The sequence below is a fragment of the Pseudobacteroides sp. genome, assembly GCF_036567765.1.
Taxonomy (GTDB): domain Bacteria; phylum Bacillota; class Clostridia; order Acetivibrionales; family DSM-2933; genus Pseudobacteroides.
Genome location: NZ_DATCTU010000025.1, coordinates 13,366 through 34,316 on the forward strand (window position 1 = coordinate 13,366; position 20,951 = coordinate 34,316).

At 35.6% G+C, this 20,951-nt stretch carries 24 protein-coding genes and 1 other annotated feature; of the genes, 17 read left to right on the plus strand and 7 right to left on the minus strand.

Going from position 1 to position 20,951, the window contains the following annotated elements:
- Position 1 precedes the first annotated feature (1 nt).
- Together VIO64_RS04035 and rpsT are read right to left on the minus strand one after the other, a co-directional pair.
- Positions 2-589 (minus strand): accessory gene regulator B family protein, encoded by a 588-nt coding sequence (locus VIO64_RS04035; protein ID WP_331915405.1) that lies wholly within the window; start codon positions 587-589, stop codon positions 2-4.
- 211 nt (positions 590-800) lie between these two features.
- On the minus strand, positions 801-1,061 hold the full coding sequence (gene rpsT / locus VIO64_RS04040; protein ID WP_331915407.1) for a 30S ribosomal protein S20: 261 nt from the start codon (positions 1,059-1,061) through the stop codon (positions 801-803).
- 181 nt (positions 1,062-1,242) lie between these two features.
- On the opposite strand from rpsT, the gene gpr reads away from it, so the two are divergent.
- The 12 genes from gpr (at position 1,243) to VIO64_RS04100 (ending at position 13,835) form a co-directional block, all read left to right on the plus strand.
- A complete protein-coding gene (gpr, locus tag VIO64_RS04045) occupies positions 1,243-2,241 on the plus strand; it encodes a GPR endopeptidase (RefSeq protein WP_331915409.1) in 999 nt (332 codons plus the stop codon).
- 366 nt (positions 2,242-2,607) lie between these two features.
- Positions 2,608-3,432, plus strand: coding sequence for an N-acetylmuramoyl-L-alanine amidase (locus tag VIO64_RS04050; protein ID WP_331915411.1), 825 nt, complete (start codon positions 2,608-2,610; stop codon positions 3,430-3,432).
- A gap of 17 nt (positions 3,433-3,449) precedes the next feature.
- A complete protein-coding gene (locus VIO64_RS04055) occupies positions 3,450-4,628 on the plus strand; it encodes a sensor histidine kinase (RefSeq protein WP_331915413.1) in 1,179 nt (392 codons plus the stop codon).
- Complete coding sequence (locus VIO64_RS04060; protein ID WP_331915415.1) at positions 4,615-5,265, plus strand: response regulator transcription factor; 651 nt, start codon at positions 4,615-4,617, stop codon at positions 5,263-5,265. Before VIO64_RS04055 ends, VIO64_RS04060 begins: the two co-directional genes overlap by 14 nt.
- A 200-nt stretch (positions 5,266-5,465) precedes the next feature.
- The gene (locus VIO64_RS04065) at positions 5,466-5,642 is read left to right on the plus strand and encodes a Flp family type IVb pilin (protein ID WP_331915417.1); all 177 of its coding nucleotides are present in this window, start codon (positions 5,466-5,468) and stop codon (positions 5,640-5,642) included.
- A gap of 124 nt (positions 5,643-5,766) precedes the next feature.
- Positions 5,767-6,162 (plus strand): TadE family protein, encoded by a 396-nt coding sequence (locus VIO64_RS04070; RefSeq protein ID WP_331915419.1) that lies wholly within the window; start codon positions 5,767-5,769, stop codon positions 6,160-6,162.
- Positions 6,163-6,177: 15 nt separating this feature from the next.
- On the plus strand, positions 6,178-6,990 hold the full coding sequence (cpaB, locus tag VIO64_RS04075) for a Flp pilus assembly protein CpaB (protein ID WP_331915421.1): 813 nt from the start codon (positions 6,178-6,180) through the stop codon (positions 6,988-6,990).
- A 19-nt stretch (positions 6,991-7,009) separates the two neighbouring features.
- The gene (locus VIO64_RS04080) at positions 7,010-8,212 is read left to right on the plus strand and encodes a response regulator (protein WP_331915423.1); all 1,203 of its coding nucleotides are present in this window, start codon (positions 7,010-7,012) and stop codon (positions 8,210-8,212) included.
- Between the two features lie 51 nt (positions 8,213-8,263).
- Positions 8,264-9,625 carry a CpaF family protein gene (locus VIO64_RS04085; RefSeq protein ID WP_331915425.1) on the plus strand — a complete coding sequence of 454 codons (1,362 nt, stop codon included), beginning with the start codon at positions 8,264-8,266 and terminating at the stop codon, positions 9,623-9,625.
- Positions 9,626-9,729: 104 nt separating this feature from the next.
- Complete coding sequence (locus VIO64_RS04090; protein WP_331915427.1) at positions 9,730-10,695, plus strand: type II secretion system F family protein; 966 nt, start codon at positions 9,730-9,732, stop codon at positions 10,693-10,695.
- Between the two features lie 42 nt (positions 10,696-10,737).
- Positions 10,738-11,655, plus strand: a complete 918-nt coding sequence (locus VIO64_RS04095; protein WP_331915429.1) for a type II secretion system F family protein — start codon at positions 10,738-10,740, stop codon at positions 11,653-11,655.
- 83 nt (positions 11,656-11,738) lie between these two features.
- Positions 11,739-12,058 (plus strand) — a binding site (T-box leader).
- 97 nt (positions 12,059-12,155) lie between these two features.
- On the plus strand, positions 12,156-13,835 hold the full coding sequence (locus VIO64_RS04100) for an AMP-binding protein (RefSeq protein WP_331915431.1): 1,680 nt from the start codon (positions 12,156-12,158) through the stop codon (positions 13,833-13,835).
- A 773-nt stretch (positions 13,836-14,608) separates the two neighbouring features.
- Here the strand turns inward: VIO64_RS04100 and VIO64_RS04105 are convergent.
- Positions 14,609-14,989, minus strand: coding sequence for an RNA polymerase sigma factor (locus VIO64_RS04105; RefSeq protein WP_331915433.1), 381 nt, complete (start codon positions 14,987-14,989; stop codon positions 14,609-14,611).
- A 330-nt stretch (positions 14,990-15,319) separates the two neighbouring features.
- Here VIO64_RS04105 and VIO64_RS04110 point away from each other — a divergent pair, with 330 nt between their 5' ends.
- On the plus strand, positions 15,320-15,562 hold the full coding sequence (locus VIO64_RS04110) for a hypothetical protein (RefSeq protein WP_331915435.1): 243 nt from the start codon (positions 15,320-15,322) through the stop codon (positions 15,560-15,562).
- 251 nt (positions 15,563-15,813) lie between these two features.
- Here the strand turns inward: VIO64_RS04110 and VIO64_RS04115 are convergent, their stop codons facing one another.
- Together VIO64_RS04115 and VIO64_RS04120 are read right to left on the minus strand one after the other, a co-directional pair.
- Complete coding sequence (locus tag VIO64_RS04115; protein ID WP_331915437.1) at positions 15,814-16,182, minus strand: sporulation initiation factor Spo0A C-terminal domain-containing protein; 369 nt, start codon at positions 16,180-16,182, stop codon at positions 15,814-15,816.
- 92 nt (positions 16,183-16,274) lie between these two features.
- Positions 16,275-16,547, minus strand: a complete 273-nt coding sequence (locus tag VIO64_RS04120) for a response regulator (RefSeq protein WP_331915439.1) — start codon at positions 16,545-16,547, stop codon at positions 16,275-16,277.
- A gap of 523 nt (positions 16,548-17,070) precedes the next feature.
- Between VIO64_RS04120 and VIO64_RS04125 the strand changes: the two genes are divergently transcribed.
- Together VIO64_RS04125 and VIO64_RS23035 are read left to right on the plus strand one after the other, a co-directional pair.
- Complete coding sequence (locus VIO64_RS04125) at positions 17,071-17,904, plus strand: hypothetical protein (protein ID WP_331915441.1); 834 nt, start codon at positions 17,071-17,073, stop codon at positions 17,902-17,904.
- 43 nt (positions 17,905-17,947) lie between these two features.
- Entirely contained in the window at positions 17,948-18,055 is a 108-nt protein-coding gene (locus tag VIO64_RS23035; RefSeq protein ID WP_414705233.1) for a cyclic lactone autoinducer peptide, read from the plus strand.
- Positions 18,056-18,093: 38 nt separating this feature from the next.
- On the opposite strand, the gene VIO64_RS04130 is transcribed toward VIO64_RS23035, so the two are convergent.
- Positions 18,094-18,501, minus strand: coding sequence for a helix-turn-helix transcriptional regulator (locus VIO64_RS04130; RefSeq protein WP_331915443.1), 408 nt, complete (start codon positions 18,499-18,501; stop codon positions 18,094-18,096).
- A gap of 210 nt (positions 18,502-18,711) precedes the next feature.
- On the minus strand, positions 18,712-19,038 hold the full coding sequence (locus VIO64_RS04135; RefSeq protein WP_331915445.1) for a helix-turn-helix transcriptional regulator: 327 nt from the start codon (positions 19,036-19,038) through the stop codon (positions 18,712-18,714).
- Positions 19,039-19,741: 703 nt separating this feature from the next.
- On the opposite strand from VIO64_RS04135, the gene VIO64_RS04140 reads away from it, so the two are divergent.
- Together VIO64_RS04140 and VIO64_RS04145 are read left to right on the plus strand one after the other, a co-directional pair.
- A complete protein-coding gene (locus VIO64_RS04140; protein WP_331915447.1) occupies positions 19,742-20,068 on the plus strand; it encodes a hypothetical protein in 327 nt (108 codons plus the stop codon).
- Between the two features lie 45 nt (positions 20,069-20,113).
- A complete protein-coding gene (locus VIO64_RS04145; protein WP_331915449.1) occupies positions 20,114-20,572 on the plus strand; it encodes a hypothetical protein in 459 nt (152 codons plus the stop codon).
- Positions 20,573-20,951: the final 379 nt, after the last annotated feature.

Sequence of the window (20,951 nt, forward strand, 5' to 3'; positions counted from 1 at the left end):
CTTATCTTCTTTTGCATCCAAAAACCATATACCCTGCAGGCGATAAAGCCATCATCGGAATGAGTGATGAGATGATTATAACGTAATATATTTGCAAGTTAAGGTTTTTTATAAATAAGCATATGGCGAAAAATGTTATGAGAAAAGCACAGGATGTAATTTTTTGAATGCGTTTTTTTCTGTCACTGTATAAAGGTCCGTCAATAGTTTCACCGGGTGCATATTTTAATACCATCAGAATACTTGCTGCAAATATGACAATACTTGGTATGTAACTGCTGTATTTTATATGACTGGATAAAATAATTGTACCGAATATTGATAATAGATGTGTTATGATGCATTGAGTGCGTGTGCGTGAGTGTGCACCGCCTGCAGTTGATCTAAGCAAGCCTATTACTGCAAAGGCAATAGCAGCATAAACAACAACGCCTAAAAGAAATGCGATTAGAAATATTATTGCTGTAATAATTGTTTGAAATATTAATATATTGGCACCGTAAGATATTATTTCAGCTTTTTCTTCAGTTATATCTCTATTATTTTCTCTAATTTTACTTGCAATAATGTCGCTGAGTTTATCAATCATATAACACCCTATTGTTAAAATGTATACTTATTATACACAAAAATACAAAAAAATGCAATTATTATTAACATAAAATTTAAAAAATTTGTCTGAATTTCTAGAAATTTTATATATTTTTATAGAACAAAAAACTAGACACTAAAAAAATGAAACAAAAAAACGTACTACATTAAGTACGTTTATATTTGTCTCATTACTTTGTTAAGTTCAATTAAGCCATCTTATTCAATGCTTTAGCCAATCTGGATTTCCTTCTCGCAGCGGTGTTCTTATGTAACAACTTACTTGCTGCTGCTTTATCTATAGCTTTCATAGCTTCAGTAAAAGAAACTTTAGCATTGGCATCCTTACTTTCGATTGCTTCCTTACATTTCTTAATTGAAGTCTTAAGCGAAGATTTCTTCATTGAATTTATTAATGTCTTCTTCTGAGTTACCTTTACTCTTTTTATTGCAGACTTAATATTTGGCAAACCTTTCACCTCCTGCGAGTTAATAATCATGAAGTATTGTACCATGAAAAAAATATAATTGCAAGGGTATTTGATAAACTTTTAAACATTTATCTTCAAAAATAGTATTGAAACTATCCGGCAAGGTAAAAATATGTCATATATGTTGTAATTAATAGACGATGAAGGAAGGGTTACGATTATGAATAGAAGCATTAGAACCGATTTGGCTTTAGAAGCAAATGAAATGTTTATTAAGCAGTCAACCGGGAATGTAAATCAATCTATAGGGCACCCGCCTGGGGTTGAAGTTGAAAACGACGGCACTGATGATATTAAAATAACAAGGGTTAGGGTTACAACACTTATGGGAGAAGATTCAATAGGAAAGCCCATGGGAAATTATATTACCCTTGAGATACCAAAGTTAAGGGAGAATGATCAGGATCTAATTGAAGAAGCAAGCAAGGAGTTTGCAAAGGAGCTTCAGAAGCTTGTGAATTTGGACAAGGACGCAACGGTTCTAGTAGTTGGACTGGGTAACTGGAATGTTACACCTGATGCTTTAGGGCCTAAAGTTGTTTCAAGCCTTATGGTTACAAGACATTTGCTGGAGTATGTGCCTGAACAGGTAGAGGATGGTGTAAGACCTGTATGTGCCGTAGCACCAGGTGTTTTGGGCATAACCGGCATAGAAACCGGAGAGATAATAAAGGGAATTGTGGACAAAGTACAGCCTAAGCTTATAATCGCCATTGACGCTCTCGCATCCAGGAAAACAGAGCGTATGAGCACCACAATCCAGATTGCGGACACAGGGATATCGCCGGGATCGGGTGTCGGAAACAAAAGGATGGAACTCTCCAAGGCTACAATGGGAATTCCCGTAATAGCAGTGGGGGTGCCGACAGTTGTTGAAGCAGCTACTGTAGCAAATGATGCAATTGACCTTGTTATGGATAGCCTTATAAAGCAAGCGTCAAAAGGCACGGAGTTTTATAACATGTTAAATGAAATTGACAGAAATGAAAAGCATTTATTGATTAGAGAAGTATTGGAGCCATATGTAGGCAATCTTATTGTCACACCTAAGGAAATTGACGATATTATAGAAAGAGTAACAAAGGTTATAGCTAATGGAATTAACATAGCACTTCATGAAGGTATCACTTTAGATGATGTAAACAGATACGTTCATTAAGCTTGTCGCTGTTTTCATGAGATATAATTGTATTTTCATGTGTTAAGCAGTGCAAAATACTACTTAGGCACGATAAAAAATAACTTCCGCTATAAATTTCGCTCATGTGTTGATTTGACTCGTCAACACCCGCTCAAAAGCGGAAGTAATTTTTTAATCATACCTTAATGCAGAGTTGTTATTAATTATATAAACAAGTTACATAAAAAAGAAAGATATAATTACAAAATTAAGGTACCAAAGTTACAATATTCAACTGGATATTGTGATGAAAAAAGTCGATAATTATATATATTGAAATGATCACCCCTTATAAGCAGTTAATAAATCAATGAAAAAAATAAATATATAAAAAAGGTGGGGCCTATGAAAAAAATAATAAAGATAGATTCCTTGTTTATAAGGTCGCTGATAATTTTACTATCGGTATTATTTGTAATACTCAATTCTGCCTTTTTTTTCAATAAGTATATGGTGAGTTCAGGTACTCCGACTTTTAATGATAAAGGCGATAGGGTACAGGTTACCGCACCTGTTAATGAAAAAAGCAGTGAGGATAAAGTACAACCAACACCTATACCTGAAAAAAAAGAGGTAATACTGATGATTGATCCGGGACATGGCGGGGAGGATTTGGGAACATATTTCGGCAATGTACTTGAAAAAACAGTGAACCTTGATATATCCTTAAGATTGGGTAAAATGTTAGAAAGTGACGGTTTGAAAGTTGTTTATACGAGAAAGGACGATTCATCTGTAGGTCTTAGAGAAAGATCTGATATGGCAAATGAAAAGGATGTAACATTATTTTTGAGTATTCACAACAATAATATGCCTGACAACTCCAATTATAAGGGAACTGAGACTTTATACTGTCCTGGGGGAAGCACTGGAAATGGAAAGATAAACGGTGAGCGGCTGGCACAAATCGTTCAGGGAGAACTTATAAAAAGGCTTGGTACAATTGATAACGGAATTATTGCAAGACCCAATCTTTCTGTTTTGCGTAGGACAGAGATGCCTGCAGTGATTGCAGAAATTGCATATATATCAAATTATAGTGACAGAAACAGTTTAAGTACAGCCTACTTCAGACAGGAAACGGCCGAGGCTTTGTATAAAGCTGTAAAAAGGGCACTCGATGAGATGAATGTAAGAAAGGAATCGGATAACAGATGGGTTAAACCTTAAATATTAGGAGGTTTTTTATGGCTAATTACAAATTTGATGCTTCAAAAATGGACGGAATAATAAAAAAAGTTGTTGAGGCGATAAATGGAAGTAAGAAAGAGATTTGTGAAATAGCCGATAGTGCTCGTAAGGAGCATAGAAACCTTGAATCTGAGCTTCATCATTTAAAGATTGAGACTGCCGAGCTTATAAAAGAGGTGGACGAGATTGAAAAGGAACTGCAGATAAGCAGAAAAAAGCTGATGGCGGTAAATAAGAATTTTGAAAAATATTCACAGGAAGAGCTAAAGCAAGCATATGAAAAAGCCGATAACTTACGTATAGAGCTTGTAATAAAACGGGAAAAAGAAAAATACTTCGTAAAAAGAAGGAATGATCTGGAAGTTAGAATTAAAGAGGTACTTAGGACAGTTCAGAAGGCTGATAATTTGATGGCCCATGTCGGTGTTGCAATGGAATACCTGTGTGGTGATTTGATAAATCTGGGAAATCAAATAGAAGACATCCAGCAGAGGCATGTGTGGGGTATAAGAATTATAAAAGCACAGGAAGATGAACGCCAGAGAGTGGCAAGGGAAATTCATGATGGTCCTGCACAGTCCATGTCCAATGTCGTTTTAAAGGCTGAGATTTGTGAGAAGCTTATTGATGTAGATGTGGAAAAAGCCAGGCTTGAGCTTCAGAACCTGAAAAGGATAGTCAGGGATAGTCTTGTTGATGTAAGAAAAATAATTTATAACTTGAGGCCTATGTCCCTCGATGATCTAGGGCTTGTGCCTACTCTCCAAAGGTTTACATCAACTTTTCAGGATGAAAACAAAATAGATATACAATTTAAATCAAGGGGAAGCATAAGTGAAATTAGATCTGTAATTTCCCTTACAGTTTTCAGAATAGTTCAGGAAGCATTAAATAATATAAGGAAACATGCCAAGGCAAATAGTGTGGTAATCAACATTGAATTTCTCGAAGACAAGCTGAGGATTTCAATTATTGATGACGGTATCGGCTTTGATGCAGAAAACATTAAGGTTAGGCACGACATAGACGGAGGTTTCGGTCTATTCAGCATGAAGGAAAGAGTGGAGCTCTTGGACGGGGAATTTAGTATAAATTCACGTTTGGGTTCTGGTACCAGGCTAAGTATAATGATACCTTTAACTCAAAATAAGGGGGATGCAGATGAAAAAAATTAGGGTTCTGATTGCAGACGATCATCATATGGTGAGGCAGGGAATTAAGCAGATACTGGAACTTGAAAATGACATTGAGGTTGTATCCCAGGCTTCAAACGGCGAAGAGGCTGTAAAGCTTGCAAGGGAATTTAAGCCCGATGTAATTCTTATGGATATCAATATGCCTGGTATGAATGGGCTGCAAGCAATCGAGGAGCTGAAAAAGGATGAGGGTGTTTATAAGGTTGTGGTACTGACCATACACCAAGATAGAGAGTATTTATTTAAAACAATACAGCTTGGAGCCGAGGGCTATGTTTTAAAGGATGCTGAGGCTTCTGTTCTGATAGAGGCAATACGAACAGTATCGGAGGGAAACTCATACATACAGCCCAATATGACAAGTGAGCTGGTGAGAGAATTCACCAGGATTTCTACTCATTCAAGGAGCAAAGAGGAAGAAAATGTTCTGACTTCAAGAGAAATTGAAGTTATAGGCCTCATAGCAGAAGGACTCATTAACAAGGAGATAGCCAAGAAGCTTTATATAAGCGAAAAAACAGTGAAAAACCATGTTTCAAATATATTTAAGAAGCTGAATGTATCAGATAGGACCCAGGCTGCAATCTATGCATTCAAGCACAATATCAAGGCCTGACAGGCGAAGATGGGAATATAAAGTTAATAGTAATATAGAACTAGAGAATAGGAATAACCTATTCTTTTTTATAGGCATTAAATACCCACAAATTAAGTCCTAATGGCGTATGGAAGGTGAAGCCTGATAGATTTATAATTAAATTATGATGAAGGGCACGATAATAAATAGGTTTTAAAAATTGAAAGGTGGAATTTCTTATGATTAAAATGTATATGGATTATTTAAAGGCTTATACTCACAGTAAAAAAGGGCAGGGTATGGTAGAGTACGGACTCATTATATCATTGATAGCGGTAGCTGTAATTGCTGCTCTTGTTGTCCTTGGACCTAAGATTGCAGACCTGTTTAACAATGTATCCAACAATATGAATTAAAATTTCTTTTTGTATAAATATGTAAATTATAAAAACTTATTAAATATCATAGCCCTATCTGCGGAACGGCCAAAGGGTTGCTTCCGATTAGGTAGGGCATAAAATTTAACTAAGGGATGGTTTTATGGAAGTAAAGTTTACTTCGGCAAAAAAGGGACAGGCTGTTGTTGAGACAGCATTGGTACTGCCCATTGTGATTTTGATACTGATGGGGATTATAGACTTTGGGATAATGTTTAATAATTATATAGTTCTAAGCAATGCATCAAGGGAATGTGCCAGAAAAGCTGCAGTAGGCGGGACTGATACAGAAATTATAAGCCTTGCAAATGACCTTACAAGGACAATGAACTCATCTAAGAGATCTATAACCATTTATCCTTCGGAATATTACAGGAAAAAAGGAGAACAGGTTTCAATTACCGTTGAATATGACAATGTACTGATTACACCGGTAATCAGTGCTATTTTAAATAAATCGGTTCATCTTAAGGCTAAAACTGTGATGAGAGTTGAGTAATTGAGGAGGGGCATTATGGAAACTGTAAACAGGAAAATAATTTTAGTCGCTTTAATGATGGCTTTCATTACTACATTCTTAATTTATTTTTACATAAAGGATGGAACAGCCAAAACCCAGGTTGTTAAGGAAGATACCATAAAGGTTTTTGTTGCAGCCAAGACGCTTCCGGTAAAACACAAGATAGTTGAGGGAGATTTCAAAATTCAGGATGTTCCCAATAAGTTTGTCAGTAAGAGTGCTATAAAGGATGAAAAGGAGCTAGTAGGCAAGATGACAAGGGACACAATTCTTGAAGGAGAGCAAATAGTAAGTGATAGGTTGGTAGGCGATGACAAGACCGATCTTGTATATAGTGTACCTGAGGGTAAAAGGGCTTTGAGTATCAACGTCAATGAGCAGATTGCTGTTTCAAACCTTATAAGGCCAGGTGATTATGTTGATATAATTGCAAACTTCGAAAAGGAAGAGATTGAAGACCGGGATGATGTAACAATATATCCAAGGATGACAAAAACTGCATTGGAAAATATATTGGTTCTTGCTCTTGGGCAGGAACAGAATATTGAAATGAATGAGGGTGAAAAGGTTACCCAGACTGCTAAAACGGTAACCTTTGCATTAACGCCTGAAGAGGCTGAGCGGCTGGTTTATGTAAGTGAATTTGCTACATTGCGTCTTGCATTAAGATCAGTTGGAGACAACAGCACTAAAAAAACACAGGGAGTAACACGGACAGATGTTACATCGGAGAGGAACTCAAAAGTTGTGCCTTACAGCCGCCGTGAGGCGGATAAACTGCCGCAGGAAACTGTAAAAGGCAGGTAACTGGGATAGGAGGAAGGTTATGGAGAAAATCAGGGTTGTAATAGTTGATGATTCTGAGGAAACCAGGAGCAATATTAAAACTATTCTGGCTTTTGAAAAGAGGTTTGAGGTAATGGGCGAAGCCGAGAATGGTGCAGAAGCGGTTAATATCGCAAAAGAATTAAGGCCTGATGTGATTTTGATGGATATAAATATGCCTGTAATGGATGGAATTAAAGCTACTTCGATAATAAGTATAGAGTGTCCCGAAACCAGTGTTATAATAATGTCGGTTCAAGGAGAGCAAGAGTACTTGAGAAAGGCTATGTCTGCCGGTGCCCGCGAATTTATTACAAAACCTTTTTCCAGTGATGATCTGATTATCAGTATAATAAATACTTATGAAACAGAGGCAAAGAGGAAGGAAAACATCGGAATCAACAGGGTCCAAGAGGAAATAAAGTCAAAGGTTATTACCGTATTCAGCACTAAAGGCGGAGTCGGTAAAACAACAATATCATCAAATCTTGCCGTAAGCATTGCCAGGTCCACAAAGAAGAGGGTTGCTCTTTTGGACCTTGATCTGCAGTTCGGAGACATTGCCATTATGCTTAATGTCACAATTAAAAATACAATAAGCGATCTTATTAAAGAAATAAACATGCTGGATGCAAATCTTCTAGATGATTATCTTGTTACCCACTTTTCGGGGGTTAAGGTGCTGCCTGCACCTCTTAAACCTGAATATGCAGAGTACATAACATCCTCCCATGTTGAAAAGATTATAAAAGTCCTCAAGGAAAATTATCATTACATTATTATTGATACATCTGCAAGCTTCCATGAAACGGTATTGACATCCCTTGACTTGTCGGACAAGATTCTCCTTGTCTCAACGCTTGATCTTCCTACAATAAAGAATATCAAGTCCGGCCTGGACATTATGGAATCGCTGCACTATTCAAAAGAAAAGACAAAAATTGTGTTAAATAAGGCTTCAGAGCAATTTGGCATCAAATATAAGGATTTTGAAGAAACTTTAAAGCACACAATCTGGTCCTATGTACCTGAGGACAGTGCCACAGTCATAACATCCGCCAACAAGGGATTTCCATTTGTAATGACCAGAACGGATACGAAGGTTGCAAAAGCAATAATGTCAATGGCTGATGAATTGACAATTGAAAAGGCTCAGGTCCAAAAAGAAAAAAGCTCTATAAAAAAGCTGCTGGGAATCTATTAATGTGAAACGTATTTGGTGCACTATTAGAATATATTGGCTGGAGGAATAGAAATGTCTCTTTTGGAAAGGCTTCAGAAGGAAAAAAATATAGATGTTGCAGACAATAAAAACGTTAAATCCAAAAAACCTCAGAATGATAAGGAAGATCCTTTTGCAGAGGTTAAATCCAAAATTCACAGCAAAATTATTGAACAGATTAAGACAGAGGCATTTAAAAACATGGAATCCGACCATGAGGATGAAGAGCTTAAAAATGAAATAACTGCTATCGCCGAGGGGATTTTGGAACAGGAGACCAATTACTTTTCAAAAAATGACAGGCAGAAGATCCTTTCGGAGGTTATAGATGAAACAATAGGGTTTGGTCCTATAAATCCCCTGATACATGATCCGTCTGTGTCGGAAATTATGGTAAACGGCCCGGATCAGGTATATGTTGAGAAGAAAGGAAGGCTAACTTTAAGTGACGTTACTTTTAAAGATGAACAGCATGTGATGCATGTAATTGAAAAAATTGTAGCTCCATTAGGAAGAAGAATTGATGAGAGTTCACCCATGGTTGACGCAAGGCTTCCCAACGGTTCTCGTGTAAATGTTATAATACCGCCCCTTGCGTTAAACGGTCCCACAATCACAATAAGAAAGTTCTCGGAAAAGCCTTATACAGTAAAGGATCTGATAAATTTTGGAACAATAACCCCCAATATCGCTATGTTTTTAAAGGCATGTGTTGAGGCAAGGTTAAACATAGTTGTTTCCGGTGGTACGGGCAGCGGTAAGACTACAACCTTGAATGTAATATCATCCTTCATACCTGACGATGAAAGAATAGTGACCATAGAAGACGCGGCAGAAATACAGCTTAGGCAGGAACATGTAGTACGGCTTGAGACAAGGCCGCCCAATATTGAAGGCAAAGGAGCAATAACAATAAGGGATCTTGTTAGAAACTCCCTCCGTATGAGGCCGGACAGAATAGTTGTAGGAGAGGTAAGAAGCGGTGAAGCACTTGATATGCTGCAGGCTATGAACACAGGACATGATGGATCCCTTACAACAGGGCATGCCAATACTCCGAGGGATATGGTGGCCAGGCTTGAAACAATGGTACTCATGGCGGGAATGGAACTGCCCGTTCGTGCAATCAGAGAACAGATTGCGTCTGCCGTAGATCTTATTGTCCAGCAGTCAAGGCTTAAGGATGGAAGCAGGAAAATTACTCATATAACGGAAGTTATAGGGATGGAGGGGGATATAATTACCCTTCAGGATATTTTTGTATACAAGCAGAAGGGAAAGGACGAAAACGGAAAGATGATGGGAGATGTGGTGCCTACAGGGATAAAACCCAAATTTTTTGATAAGTTTGAAAAGTCCGGCGTAGTTTTGCCTCCTGATCTTTTTAGTGTCTAGGAAATTGTGGTATACACCACAATTTCTCACGACAACAGCCAAGGATGCAAAATCACTTCGTAATTTTGTAGTGTCTAGGGAATTGTGGTAAAGGAGGGCTAATAATGATACTGGTAGTAATTATATCCACCTTCATAACCGTTTTTTTATTGGGATATGTTGTTCTGAAGTTTATATATAGCAAGCAAAAAGCTGTTTCCAGAATAAAAAGATACATAAATACCGATGAAATACGTGAAGACAAGCGAAAGGTTTCAAGCAGGGAATATAGAGCGGGTCTTGGAATTATTGCTCGCGGAATAGGAAATGCCAGGTTTCTTGACAACTATAAAAGGGAAATACAGAGAAAGCTGGTAAGAGCCCACTTGCTTTTAAAAGCAGAAGAATTCATTACAATATCTTTGATACTTATGGCTATTTTGGGATTTCTAACTTTCATTACATCCAATTCAGTGCTTATGACAATAATATTATCCATACTTGGCTGGCTGCTCCCTCCAGTATTCCTAAAGATGAGAATTAAGAAAAGACTAAAAATGCTTAATGAACAGCTGTCCGATGCCATTGTACTCATGTCAAACTCACTTAAGGCAGGGTATAGCTTTTTTCAGGCGGTAGATATCATATCCAAGGAAATGACGGGGCCAATAGCAGAAGAGTTTGCATTTATGCAAAAAGAAGTAAACCTTGGACTCACCACCGAGAAAGCTTTGGAAAACCTTGTGAACAGGATAAAGAGCGATGATTTGGAGCTTGTTGTAACAGCTGTGCTAATTCAGAGGCAGGTTGGAGGTAACCTTTCAGAAGTTCTGGATAATATATCTACAACAATACGTGAGAGGATAAAGATTAAGGGAGAGGTAAAAACAGTAACAGCACAGGGAAGGGCATCAGGGTTTATTATTTCAGTGCTTCCTTTTGGTTTGGGGCTCATACTTTTTGTTATAAACCGTGATTATATGATAGGGCTGTTTACACATCCGATCGGAATTTTGATAGTTGTTTTTTCTTTGCTGATGGAGCTTACCGGCATATACTTCATAAGCAGGATTGTAAAAATTGAAATATAAAATATGTGCATTGATTGATTTTATAAAGGGGTGCAATATTATATGATGGCATTGGTTCTTTTGATGGTTTTTCTATCTACATACTTGCTTGTGTATACTTTGTTTGGGGGCTTTTTCAGAAAAAAACAAATCATATTGATAAGGCTTGACAAGATTTCAAAAGAGACACAAAAGGATATGGACAGCGAGCTGAATCAGCCCATCTTTGTAAGAGTTGTACAGCCTATCCTCTCAAGCCTGAGTCGGACTGTTTTAAAGTATACTCCAAAGGAAATAATTTTAAACTTCGAAAGAAAGATTGTGATTGCTGGTAAGCCCTTTAATTTGTCTGTAAATGATTGGATAAATATGCAGCTGATAATTATGGCCTCTCTGTCAGTTATTACTGCTGTTGTAGGATATTTTAAAAGCTTTGAAATAAAGACAACAGTGACCTTGATGTTAATAGAAGTTGTTATGGCTATTTTGCTTCCGAGGCTTATTTTAAACAGAAAAACACTTGAAAGACAGCGGGAAATAAGAAACTCAATGCCAGATGTTCTAGACCTTTTGACTGTAAGTGTAGAAGCGGGGCTTGGCTTTGACGGTGCCCTTGCAAAGGTAATTGATAAGATGCCTGGAGCCCTTGCAAATGAATTTGAAAATGTGCTGCAGGAAATTAAAGTGGGAAAACAAAAGAAGGATGCATTAAAGGATATGGCACAAAGGGTTAATCTGGCGGACTTAACTACCTTTATTGGATCGATTATTCAAGCAGATCAACTGGGGGTAAGCATAGGAAATGTTTTAAGGATACAATCGGAGCAGATGAGGCAAAAAAGGAGGCAGAGGGCACAGGAGAAAGCTATGAAAGCACCTGTAAAAATGCTGATACCTATGGTTTTGTTTATATTTCCAACACTGTTTTCAGTACTTATAGGCCCGGTTCTAATCAAGGTAATAGATGAGTTTTCAAAATAATAAATTTTCAATAAAAAAGGGTGTATTGACATAATATACGCTGCCATAGTAATATATTACTAGTATGTATTAAATTAAATACAATAATGACTGTGAAAGGGAGCAGTAGCGTTAAGGTCTTTTAGAGAGCCGTTGGTTGGTGCAAAACGGCAGATGTTTTTCGTGAATCTCGCCCTGGAGTTTTTAAGCCCAAGCCATTATCATATCCGGTAGTAAAAGATAGGATGATAGTGTTTATAAGCTTAAACGTGTCCTTACGTTATTAGGGATAATGGACGAGTACTGCGTGCTTTTCAGATGTGAATTCAGGTAAAAGACTTAAGCAGTTTGTCCGTTATAATAAGTGGATGCATTTTATTGCATCAATTGGAGTGGTACCGCGGAATAAACTTTCGTCTCTAGAGGGAGGCAGAGAGTTTTTTTTATGTCGTGAAAAATTGTTATAACTTATACAAAATTTCAATTAACCTTAAAAAGAAATTTTATAGTGGGGGGCTAATATGAATAATGAGATGAAAAATGGACTGCTTGAAATTACCGTTGGGGATTTGCTGGATAGTATGGCTGAAAGATACCCTGACCATGATGCTGTCCTTTATACTGACAGACCTTTCAGAAAGACTTACAGGGAGTTTAAAGATCTGACAGACACGGTTGCAAAAGGTTTAATGGCTATGGGGGTTAAGAAGGGTGATCATGTATCCATATGGGCTACCAATTATCCCGAATGGCTTTTGACAATGTTTGCGACTGCTAAGATAGGTGCCGTTATGGTAACTGTCAATACAAACTATAAAATTTTTGAGGTGGAATATCTTTTAAGACAGTCTGATACAAGCACCCTTATTTTGATTGAGGGATTCAAGGATTGTAATTATGTTGATATTATGAATGAGTTGTGCCCCGAGCTAGCGGCTTCTAAACCAGGTAAACTCAACTCAAAGGCACTACCTGTACTTAAAAATGTCATCTATGTGGGAGATAAAAACCATGGTGGTATGTTTAAATGGAATGACTTGTATGAATTGGCATCAAAGGTCTCTGATGAGGAGCTTATGGAAAGACAGAGGAGTCTTGATATACATGATGTAATTAACATGCAGTATACGTCAGGAACCACAGGCTTTCCTAAAGGGGTTATGCTTACGCATTATAACATTGTCAATAACGGTAAATGCATCGGCGATTGTATGAATTTTACCCATGAAGACAAACTTTGTATACCTGTACCCTTCTTCCACTGTTTTGGATGTGTCTTGGGGATAATGGCATGTGTGACCCATGGAACTACAATGGTTCCTGTCGACTATTTCCAACCCCTTAAGGTAATGGAGGCTGTACAGAACGAGAACTGTACGGCTTTACATGGAGTTCCTACAATGTTTATTGCTATTTTGGAGCATCCTGAGTTCAATAAATTCAAATTCAGCAAATTAAGAACTGGTATCATGGCAGGATCACCATGTCCTATAAAGGTTATGAAGGATGTTGTTGAAAAAATGGGTGCATCGGACATTACAATTGCTTATGGACAGACAGAGGCTTCGCCTGTTTGTACCCAGACAAGGGTGGATGACAGTATTGAATTGAGAGTCTCTACCGTTGGAAGAGCACTACCCTATGTAGAGTGCAAGGTTGTGGATCCCGAAACAAATCAGGAGCTGCCGGTTGGAACACCTGGGGAATTTGTAGCACGTGGTTATAATGTTATGAAGGGCTACTACAAGATGGCTGAGGCTACGTCTAATGCCATAGACAGCGAAGGTTGGTTGCATACAGGAGATTTGGCTACAATGGACGAAAACGGCTATTTTAAAATTACAGGCCGTATAAAGGATATGATAATAAGAGGTGGAGAGAACATTTATCCCAAAGAAATAGAGGAGTTTTTATACACACATCCTCAGGTGAAGGATGTTCAAGTTATAGGAGTGCCCAGCAAGCAGTACGGGGAAGAGGTTATGGCCTGCATTATCTTAAAGGAGGGTGCTACCATAACTGAAGAAGGGATTAAGGAGCATGTAAAAAGCCATATGGCAAGGCATAAGACTCCGAAGTATGTCAAGTTTATTGACAGCTTCCCGATGACTGCAAGCGGAAAAATACAAAAATACAAGCTCAGAGAGGCTGCGATAGAAGAACTTAATCTTCAGGATGCTGCAAGCATTGAGACTGCATAATTATAAAATGAATAAGATAAGGTATGATTAAATTAAACCGGTTGATCTTATAACAAAACGCAGCCATAGGCGATAAAAAGAGCTGAACTTCCGTATTTCTGCAAAATATTGGGCGGTATTTCACGGCTGATCTCATGAATTGTAGAGTAGTGGTGCATTGTTTTTCTCTCCTTTTTTACTGGCGGTAGAGTAGTACGGCGGAGCAGACTTACAAACGAGAAAATTAATAGGGCAATTGATCTGCTCCGCCGCAGTAGCTCTGCCGCCAGGCTATGTTTCAAAAGTTTTATGAATATTAGTTATGAATATTAGTAAAGTACACTCGCATCCTATTTGGCCTCGCTTCCCGGATACGCTTCAGCACTTTTGACTCGCAAAAGCGGGCCTACGCCCGGCGGATTTCTTTCCGCTGCTAGGGGGTAATATCGAGCCGCGGTGGTAAACCGCCCCGCATGAAAGCTCCCTAAGGCCTATCCCAGCCAGAGCAACGCTTTCCCAGCTAATGCTTTTTCGCTGGTCCTTTTACGGAAAGTATCATTATGACTCTCACACCTTTTGTCTGCCGGCCTTCTGAAAACCCAAAAGGGCGGACGCTCCTGCCTATCCTAATAGATTGGCGATCCTCGCGTACAGCATGAGAGGTAATGTACTCGACACTCCGATATAACCGATAAAACCCATCGGTATTTATCAAGGTACAAATGGTTCCTCACTTATCGGAGATGGGAGAAGGTAAAAAGTCGTATTTTAAAAAATTTCTTTGAATAAAAAAGTTAATCCATCATATAGCGACTAATTCTTTCCACAGCCCTTGCCAGAAGTTCTGTTACAGTATTACGCTTGCAGCCCATAGAGGCAGCGATTTCCCAATGCTTATAGCCTTTCCAGTAAGCAAGTTCCACTGCTCTGCACTGTTTTGGTGTGAGACGCTGTAAAGCATTAGCGAACTTTTCATTTTTTATGGTTTCGATAAAGTTTTTTGATTCTGTCGTTTCCGTATCATACTCCTGATACCTTAACGAGCTTTCCTGATACAGGAGTTCCTCGCTCATGCTCTCTAACGATTTGAAATGATATCGGTGCTTGCGGTCGGAATTTTCGATGAGTCTGTCCTCTTTTTTGAGAATCTCATCCCAATTAATGTAATCTATCATGTTTTTTCCTCCAAGTCTCTGAATTTTTGATTTGCAAAATCCAGGCTAGGAGGGGGAGAACGACAACGGATTACCTTACTCAACTTGAAGATAAAAGGGAACTTATCTTCGATGATTTCATCGCTTAAGTTTGGATATTTTGCACTCTTTACAAAATCTATCCCATGGCATATCCTCCATTTCAAGAATTTTTAATCCAGAAATGAAGAACAGAGGAAGACGAGCAGCTGCCTCAAGAAAATGGTTCTAGTGCTATTGCTTATGTGGCTCGCCGCTTTTTGCGGTACCGCATTTTCATTTCGTTGACGCCTGTTTGAGGGCATAAAAAAGATGGGAAGTGGAGTTGAGCCACCTTTGGTCTCAAAAGCCGCTCCCCATTTCTGCAAGGAGAAGTATCATTATCCCCATATGTATCACCGCAACCAGTTTGCCGTTACTGGGCTATTGTTCTCGTTTTATAATGCATTTTTCTTATGCATTGGTTTTGCTGCTTTCCTTTTCGGACATATGGTTATGTATTTAAGATACGTTATAAAGCTGTCTTTAAAAGATGGCTTTGTCAAGGTTCAATAAAAATATAATTTCTTGGGCAAATAATTGTAGGAATATATTTTAAGAGTCGAAGAAGAGGTGTAAATACAATGACTGATGTGTTCCGGTAATTTCATTATATCATTGAGAGAGATAGAATATATGAAAGTTGACATAAATAGACATCGTCGTGTATTTAATTATAATTTCATCCTCTTATTTACACAAAGAAAATCTAAATACTCACATTTTAGAAGTGCTTTCACCAGATTATGTATTTAATGTAAATATTTTCACCGACATTTATCTATAAATATGTCTATAAAATCTAAAGTGCTGGGAATATTCCTTCCGTATAACTCCTTATAAACTGTTGTTTGATTGTTATAGCCGGAAATAATAGCCCTTCTAATGGCTTTTTCTATAGTTCTCCAATTTGATTTGTATTTGCAGGCTATATTTTTATATGCATTATTCAATGTTATATTATGTAATGCTAAATATAGATTAATAATATCTTTAAGATAAACAAATCCTTTTGAATTCTTTTGTATACCTATTGAACTTAACATTTCATCAATTTCAACAGCTTTATGGTTACTTATATTCTCATTTTTTAGCCCGGGTTCATCCTTGACATATTCTCGAATTCTTTTGATCACGTCATAAAAATCATAAGGCTTTGTAAAAAAATATTCAGCACCTAGTTGTAAAGATAATTGGACAGTTTTCTCGGTGTACATAGCAGAAGTTATTAGTGTGACGGTTTTTTTTGATGCTTCCCCAATTCATTTAGTACACCTAATCCGTCTGTCTCAGGCATGACAATATCAAGAATAACTACATCAGGCTCTGATTCCTTAATCATTTGTATACATTGTTTTCCGTTATCGCCTATTCCAATACACTTCATATCGGACTGTTCGTTGATAACCCTACATAGTAGTTTACTCAGGCTCTCGTTATCATCTGCAATTAAAACTTTAATAATGATAATCCCCCATTTTGTCGCTGTCGCAGGCGGCACAAACAGTTATGAAAAAGGTATGCGACTTTTACCAAATGATATCTTAATTTTGAAGAGAAGGTAAGCTAGTTCTCCTCATAGAATCATAATAACTCGTTAATGTCTGTGATTAGATATTATTTTAACCATATTTATTTTTTTTTATCTATTCCTTATCCAGACAAATAAAACTATAAACCTTAACTTAAAAAACGGGCATGGAGTAGTGATAACTGAAGCTAATAAAAGCAACTATGGTACTTCATTTAAGATGGTAACAGGGGAAATAAGGAAATTAACTCCCATAGAATGCTTCAAGGCTTTCCTAATGCATATTTCGACAAAAGTTAGCTCTGATATCTGATAATCAATTGTATAAACAAGCCATAATAGTGTATTGTTTTGTAATGTTATAGAGGTAGATTATAGATAAGAGCATATTATTTATGAAATAATAATAGAAATATCTAAAATTGTAATTAAATAAAAAAATCTTTACATTATGAAAATTATGGGATAAAATTTAATTGGGGTGTATAAATTAATGGTAATGAGTTTGTTTATATTGTTTTTCATATCTTTTCCTGAAGCACTTTTAAACTTAGTAATAATCCTTATTTTAGAGGATGAAAAAAAACGTTTAAGTTTAAATAAATCAAACATAATAAGTTTCATATCTTCCTTAATGCTTATGCTTTTAGCTTCTTGTATTATCCGGCCATTAGTGCCAAATGTAGCCTTTAACATAATCCTGCATTCAATAGCATATACTGTAATAGTAACATTAATATACAAAAAAAATCTTTATAAGACATATTTTATTGTTCTATTACTAGCTTTATTTTTTGTGACTATTGAAAATTCATATATTCCTTATATTATAACTAGCATTGAGAATGGATTGGATAATTTTTCAAAGAACAGTATTATGTTGTTGCTGTGTTCTTTGCCCTCTCGTATATTTCAAATATGTGCAATATTATTTTTGCGTAAATATTACACTGTATTTAATTTAAATACTATAGATAAGAAGCTTTATAAATGGTTTATTGCACTATTATTTATTTTAACTTTTTCAGAGAACTATTTTTCATATGTTTTTACAATTTACTATAGCAAAATGTCATTAATTCATCAAATATTATACTCTTTTCTTCTTTTAGTGATGTTGACTACTTCGTGTTCAATAGTTTTTAAATTACTTCATGAAACTATTAAAAGTGTTGTAGCTGTTGGTATTGAGGAATTTAACAAACTTGAAAATGATGCAGAGCAAACATTTAATGAGATATATACTCTTCTAGAAGACAACAATGTTGACGAGGCTAAAAATTTATTAAAAGAGTTATTGGACACTGAAAGAAAAAAAGAGGAATAATGGAGGTGATGCAATGAAAGTGACGAAACACCAAATATTGGCAATGTTAGCGAGTCTATTGTACATAATTGCGGCAACTGTGGCATCGACAGCAAGTTGGTCTTGGCTTTATCAACCTAAAACACCCAAATACTTATTAAAAAGTAAGTAACTCAAAGTAAAAACACCCAAAACCTGTCATGGGTGTTTTTACTTTGAGTTGCTTGATATTTTATTTTTAAATTTAATCATATTATTTACCATTTTTTCTATCGACTCAAAATCTAAATCGTTATCTTTAATTCTAACAGCTAATTTTATATATTGTAAAAATTTTCTGTCTTTTAGATGTGTTTCAAACTCCCTTAAATGATTATAGGGATTTTTATATGTTTTTTTATCAGGGAATGCAGGCTCATCAGTTCGACCCAATATGTAATCTGTTGTTACTCCAAAATACTTAGCTAGCTCATCTAAGGCATTCAAATCAGGTTCTCTATCCCCAATTTCATATTTGCATATAGTTTCCCTACTCTTTCCAACTAATTTCCCTAATTCCTTTTGAGTTTGCCCTCTTATTGACCTTAAGCTTCGCAACCTTTCGCTAAAAATCGACATATTTTATACCACCTCATTCTCTTATTATATGTATATCTCATCTAAAGCACAATAACTTCCTAGTATTGAATTAGAAATACATACCTCTGATACTGACAATTATATCATAAAAAAATATTCTTAAAATCTACAACAAAAAAAGTAAACTAGCTAATCTAATTAAGAGGTAAGAGTAGATACAAAACTTTAATAATTTAAACTAAATCCATATTATTGCTCCTCCAATAGTAAATCAATAAATTTTGTTATAATACGTGTATTAGTATTTGAGCACTTTCGAAGCTTTTCAGCAATTTCATCTTTAATATATTCCTTTGATGTGTAGATAGAGTCAAGTAAAACATAATCAGGTGTAACTCCAAGAGCATTACATATTTTAATTAATGTTTCAAGGCTCGGCTTTGAGTACCTTCGCTCGATATTACTAATATAGTTATTGGATACACCTACTATTTCGGCAAGCTGTTCCTGTGTCAAATTTTTCTTTTCACGAGCAAGTTTTATTCTTTTACCAAGTTTTTTATAATCTAGCTGCATAAAATCACCCAATAAACACTTTAACAAGTTTTTAAATAAGCTAAAATAAACTTATAGTGGAATATACACTTTAAGTATTGATTTAAATGAATTTAAATATTAATGCTTATTGCACTGAATATGACATATCGGATTGAACCTCATACCCTATCTTATAAAATTCGTTTAATGCTCTTTAATTTTAATTAAATTTCACATGGAAACTATTGGCCTGCGGAGTTCTTTGTCTTGGTCATTATATGTTCTATACCATTCATGTATAACACTATAAGCAGTGTTATACACGAATGGCATTATATTGAAAAAAGACCTTGACATCTTATCACACTAAATATATAATATGGTACGATATGTAACATATTAAATGTGACAAAACACCAACAACTTTGAGATTATATGAGATAGAAATGGTGATATGAACTAAAAGAATCATGATATATTCAAAATTAAAAGAAATGGAGGTTGCGTTAAAATATTAATGCTACAAAAGACTTAATGAAAAAATGAACAATTTGACTATAAATCTTAAAACTTTAGATGTATTTCAGAAAGTTGATAAAAGATATCTTGAGTGCCAGCTTGGTTTAGCTTTACTTAAAAGGCTTTTTATAATTAATAGCTATAAGAAATCGACGGTTAAAACATGACAGTACAACTGCATAAAATACAAGAATATAAGTAGGTACTTTGAAGAGGGATAAAAATGATAATAGATAAAAATGGAGTTATTTTGACAGATACTGAGCTAATGAAAATGAATATTAAAAATACTGTAATAAACACCGATGCCACAAATACTTTAAATAAACATTTAGATGATTTGGAAAAAAATCTTGAATGTATCGAAGAATATGAGAGGTTTAATAGAGAATACAATTACTATCTCGAGGAAATAAGAAACTATTTACCTGACAACAAAAAAGAGTTAGCCGTGAAGATTGATGACTGTTATACTGAGATATTAATTTTATTTAAGGAATACTTTTATAAACAAGGTTATTATGATTGTCTTAAAAGCAGAAATATTTGAAAGAATTATTATAAGACTAAAGTGAAGAAATTAAGAAGGTGGATTATGAAAAAAAGTAAATGTAAGACAATTCAATCAATTCTGAATGTCAATACAAGATACTTAAAACGATGGCTTATTATTCTATGCAGTACTGAAGAATATCATAAAATGTTTGTGAATAACTTTCTTGAAATAACAGACCTTGAAAGCTCAGCGTTTGAGTTTCAAGCATATTTGAAGTATACCGGAAGAGGGCAAGATATTTCTATTAGTCAAATAAAGGATAGCATAAATAAAGGGGATAGCAAACAGTTAAAAACTTTGTTGGAAGAATTGCTATTAATACCAGTCGATAATACTGAAATTATGAAAGTTTTAAAAATATCAGATTATACAAACCTAGAGGACTTTATCAATGAAATAAAAGCTTATTCAAATTCAAGATATGTGCGGGTTATAGACGAATATTTTTATTATCATATAACAAAGCTTGTTAGTATATTTCAAACCAATGAAAATTAAGCTTCATCGCCAAAAACTATTGTTAGGTTCTGCAAAAGTTATTTGCGAAAATCAACATGGGTTCTTCGGTGGCATAAAAAGTAAATCATGTTATATTAATTCATGCAAAGAGGTAAAAAATAGGTATATGTTTTAATTTAGGTATAAACTATTTTCCATGGGTCAATGATTTTAGGCATTGATTATGTATGGATGTTTATATACAATATGATATTGTTGTCTAAAACGATATTGCAAACATTATTCTAAATTATTTATCATCACAAAAGTAAAGGGGGAAATTTTGTGGGAACTAAGAGGTTTATTTCAGTTATTCTTATTTTTGTGCTTATGACTGAAATAATATTGGGAGCCTCAAAGGCATATGGTATGGAAATGC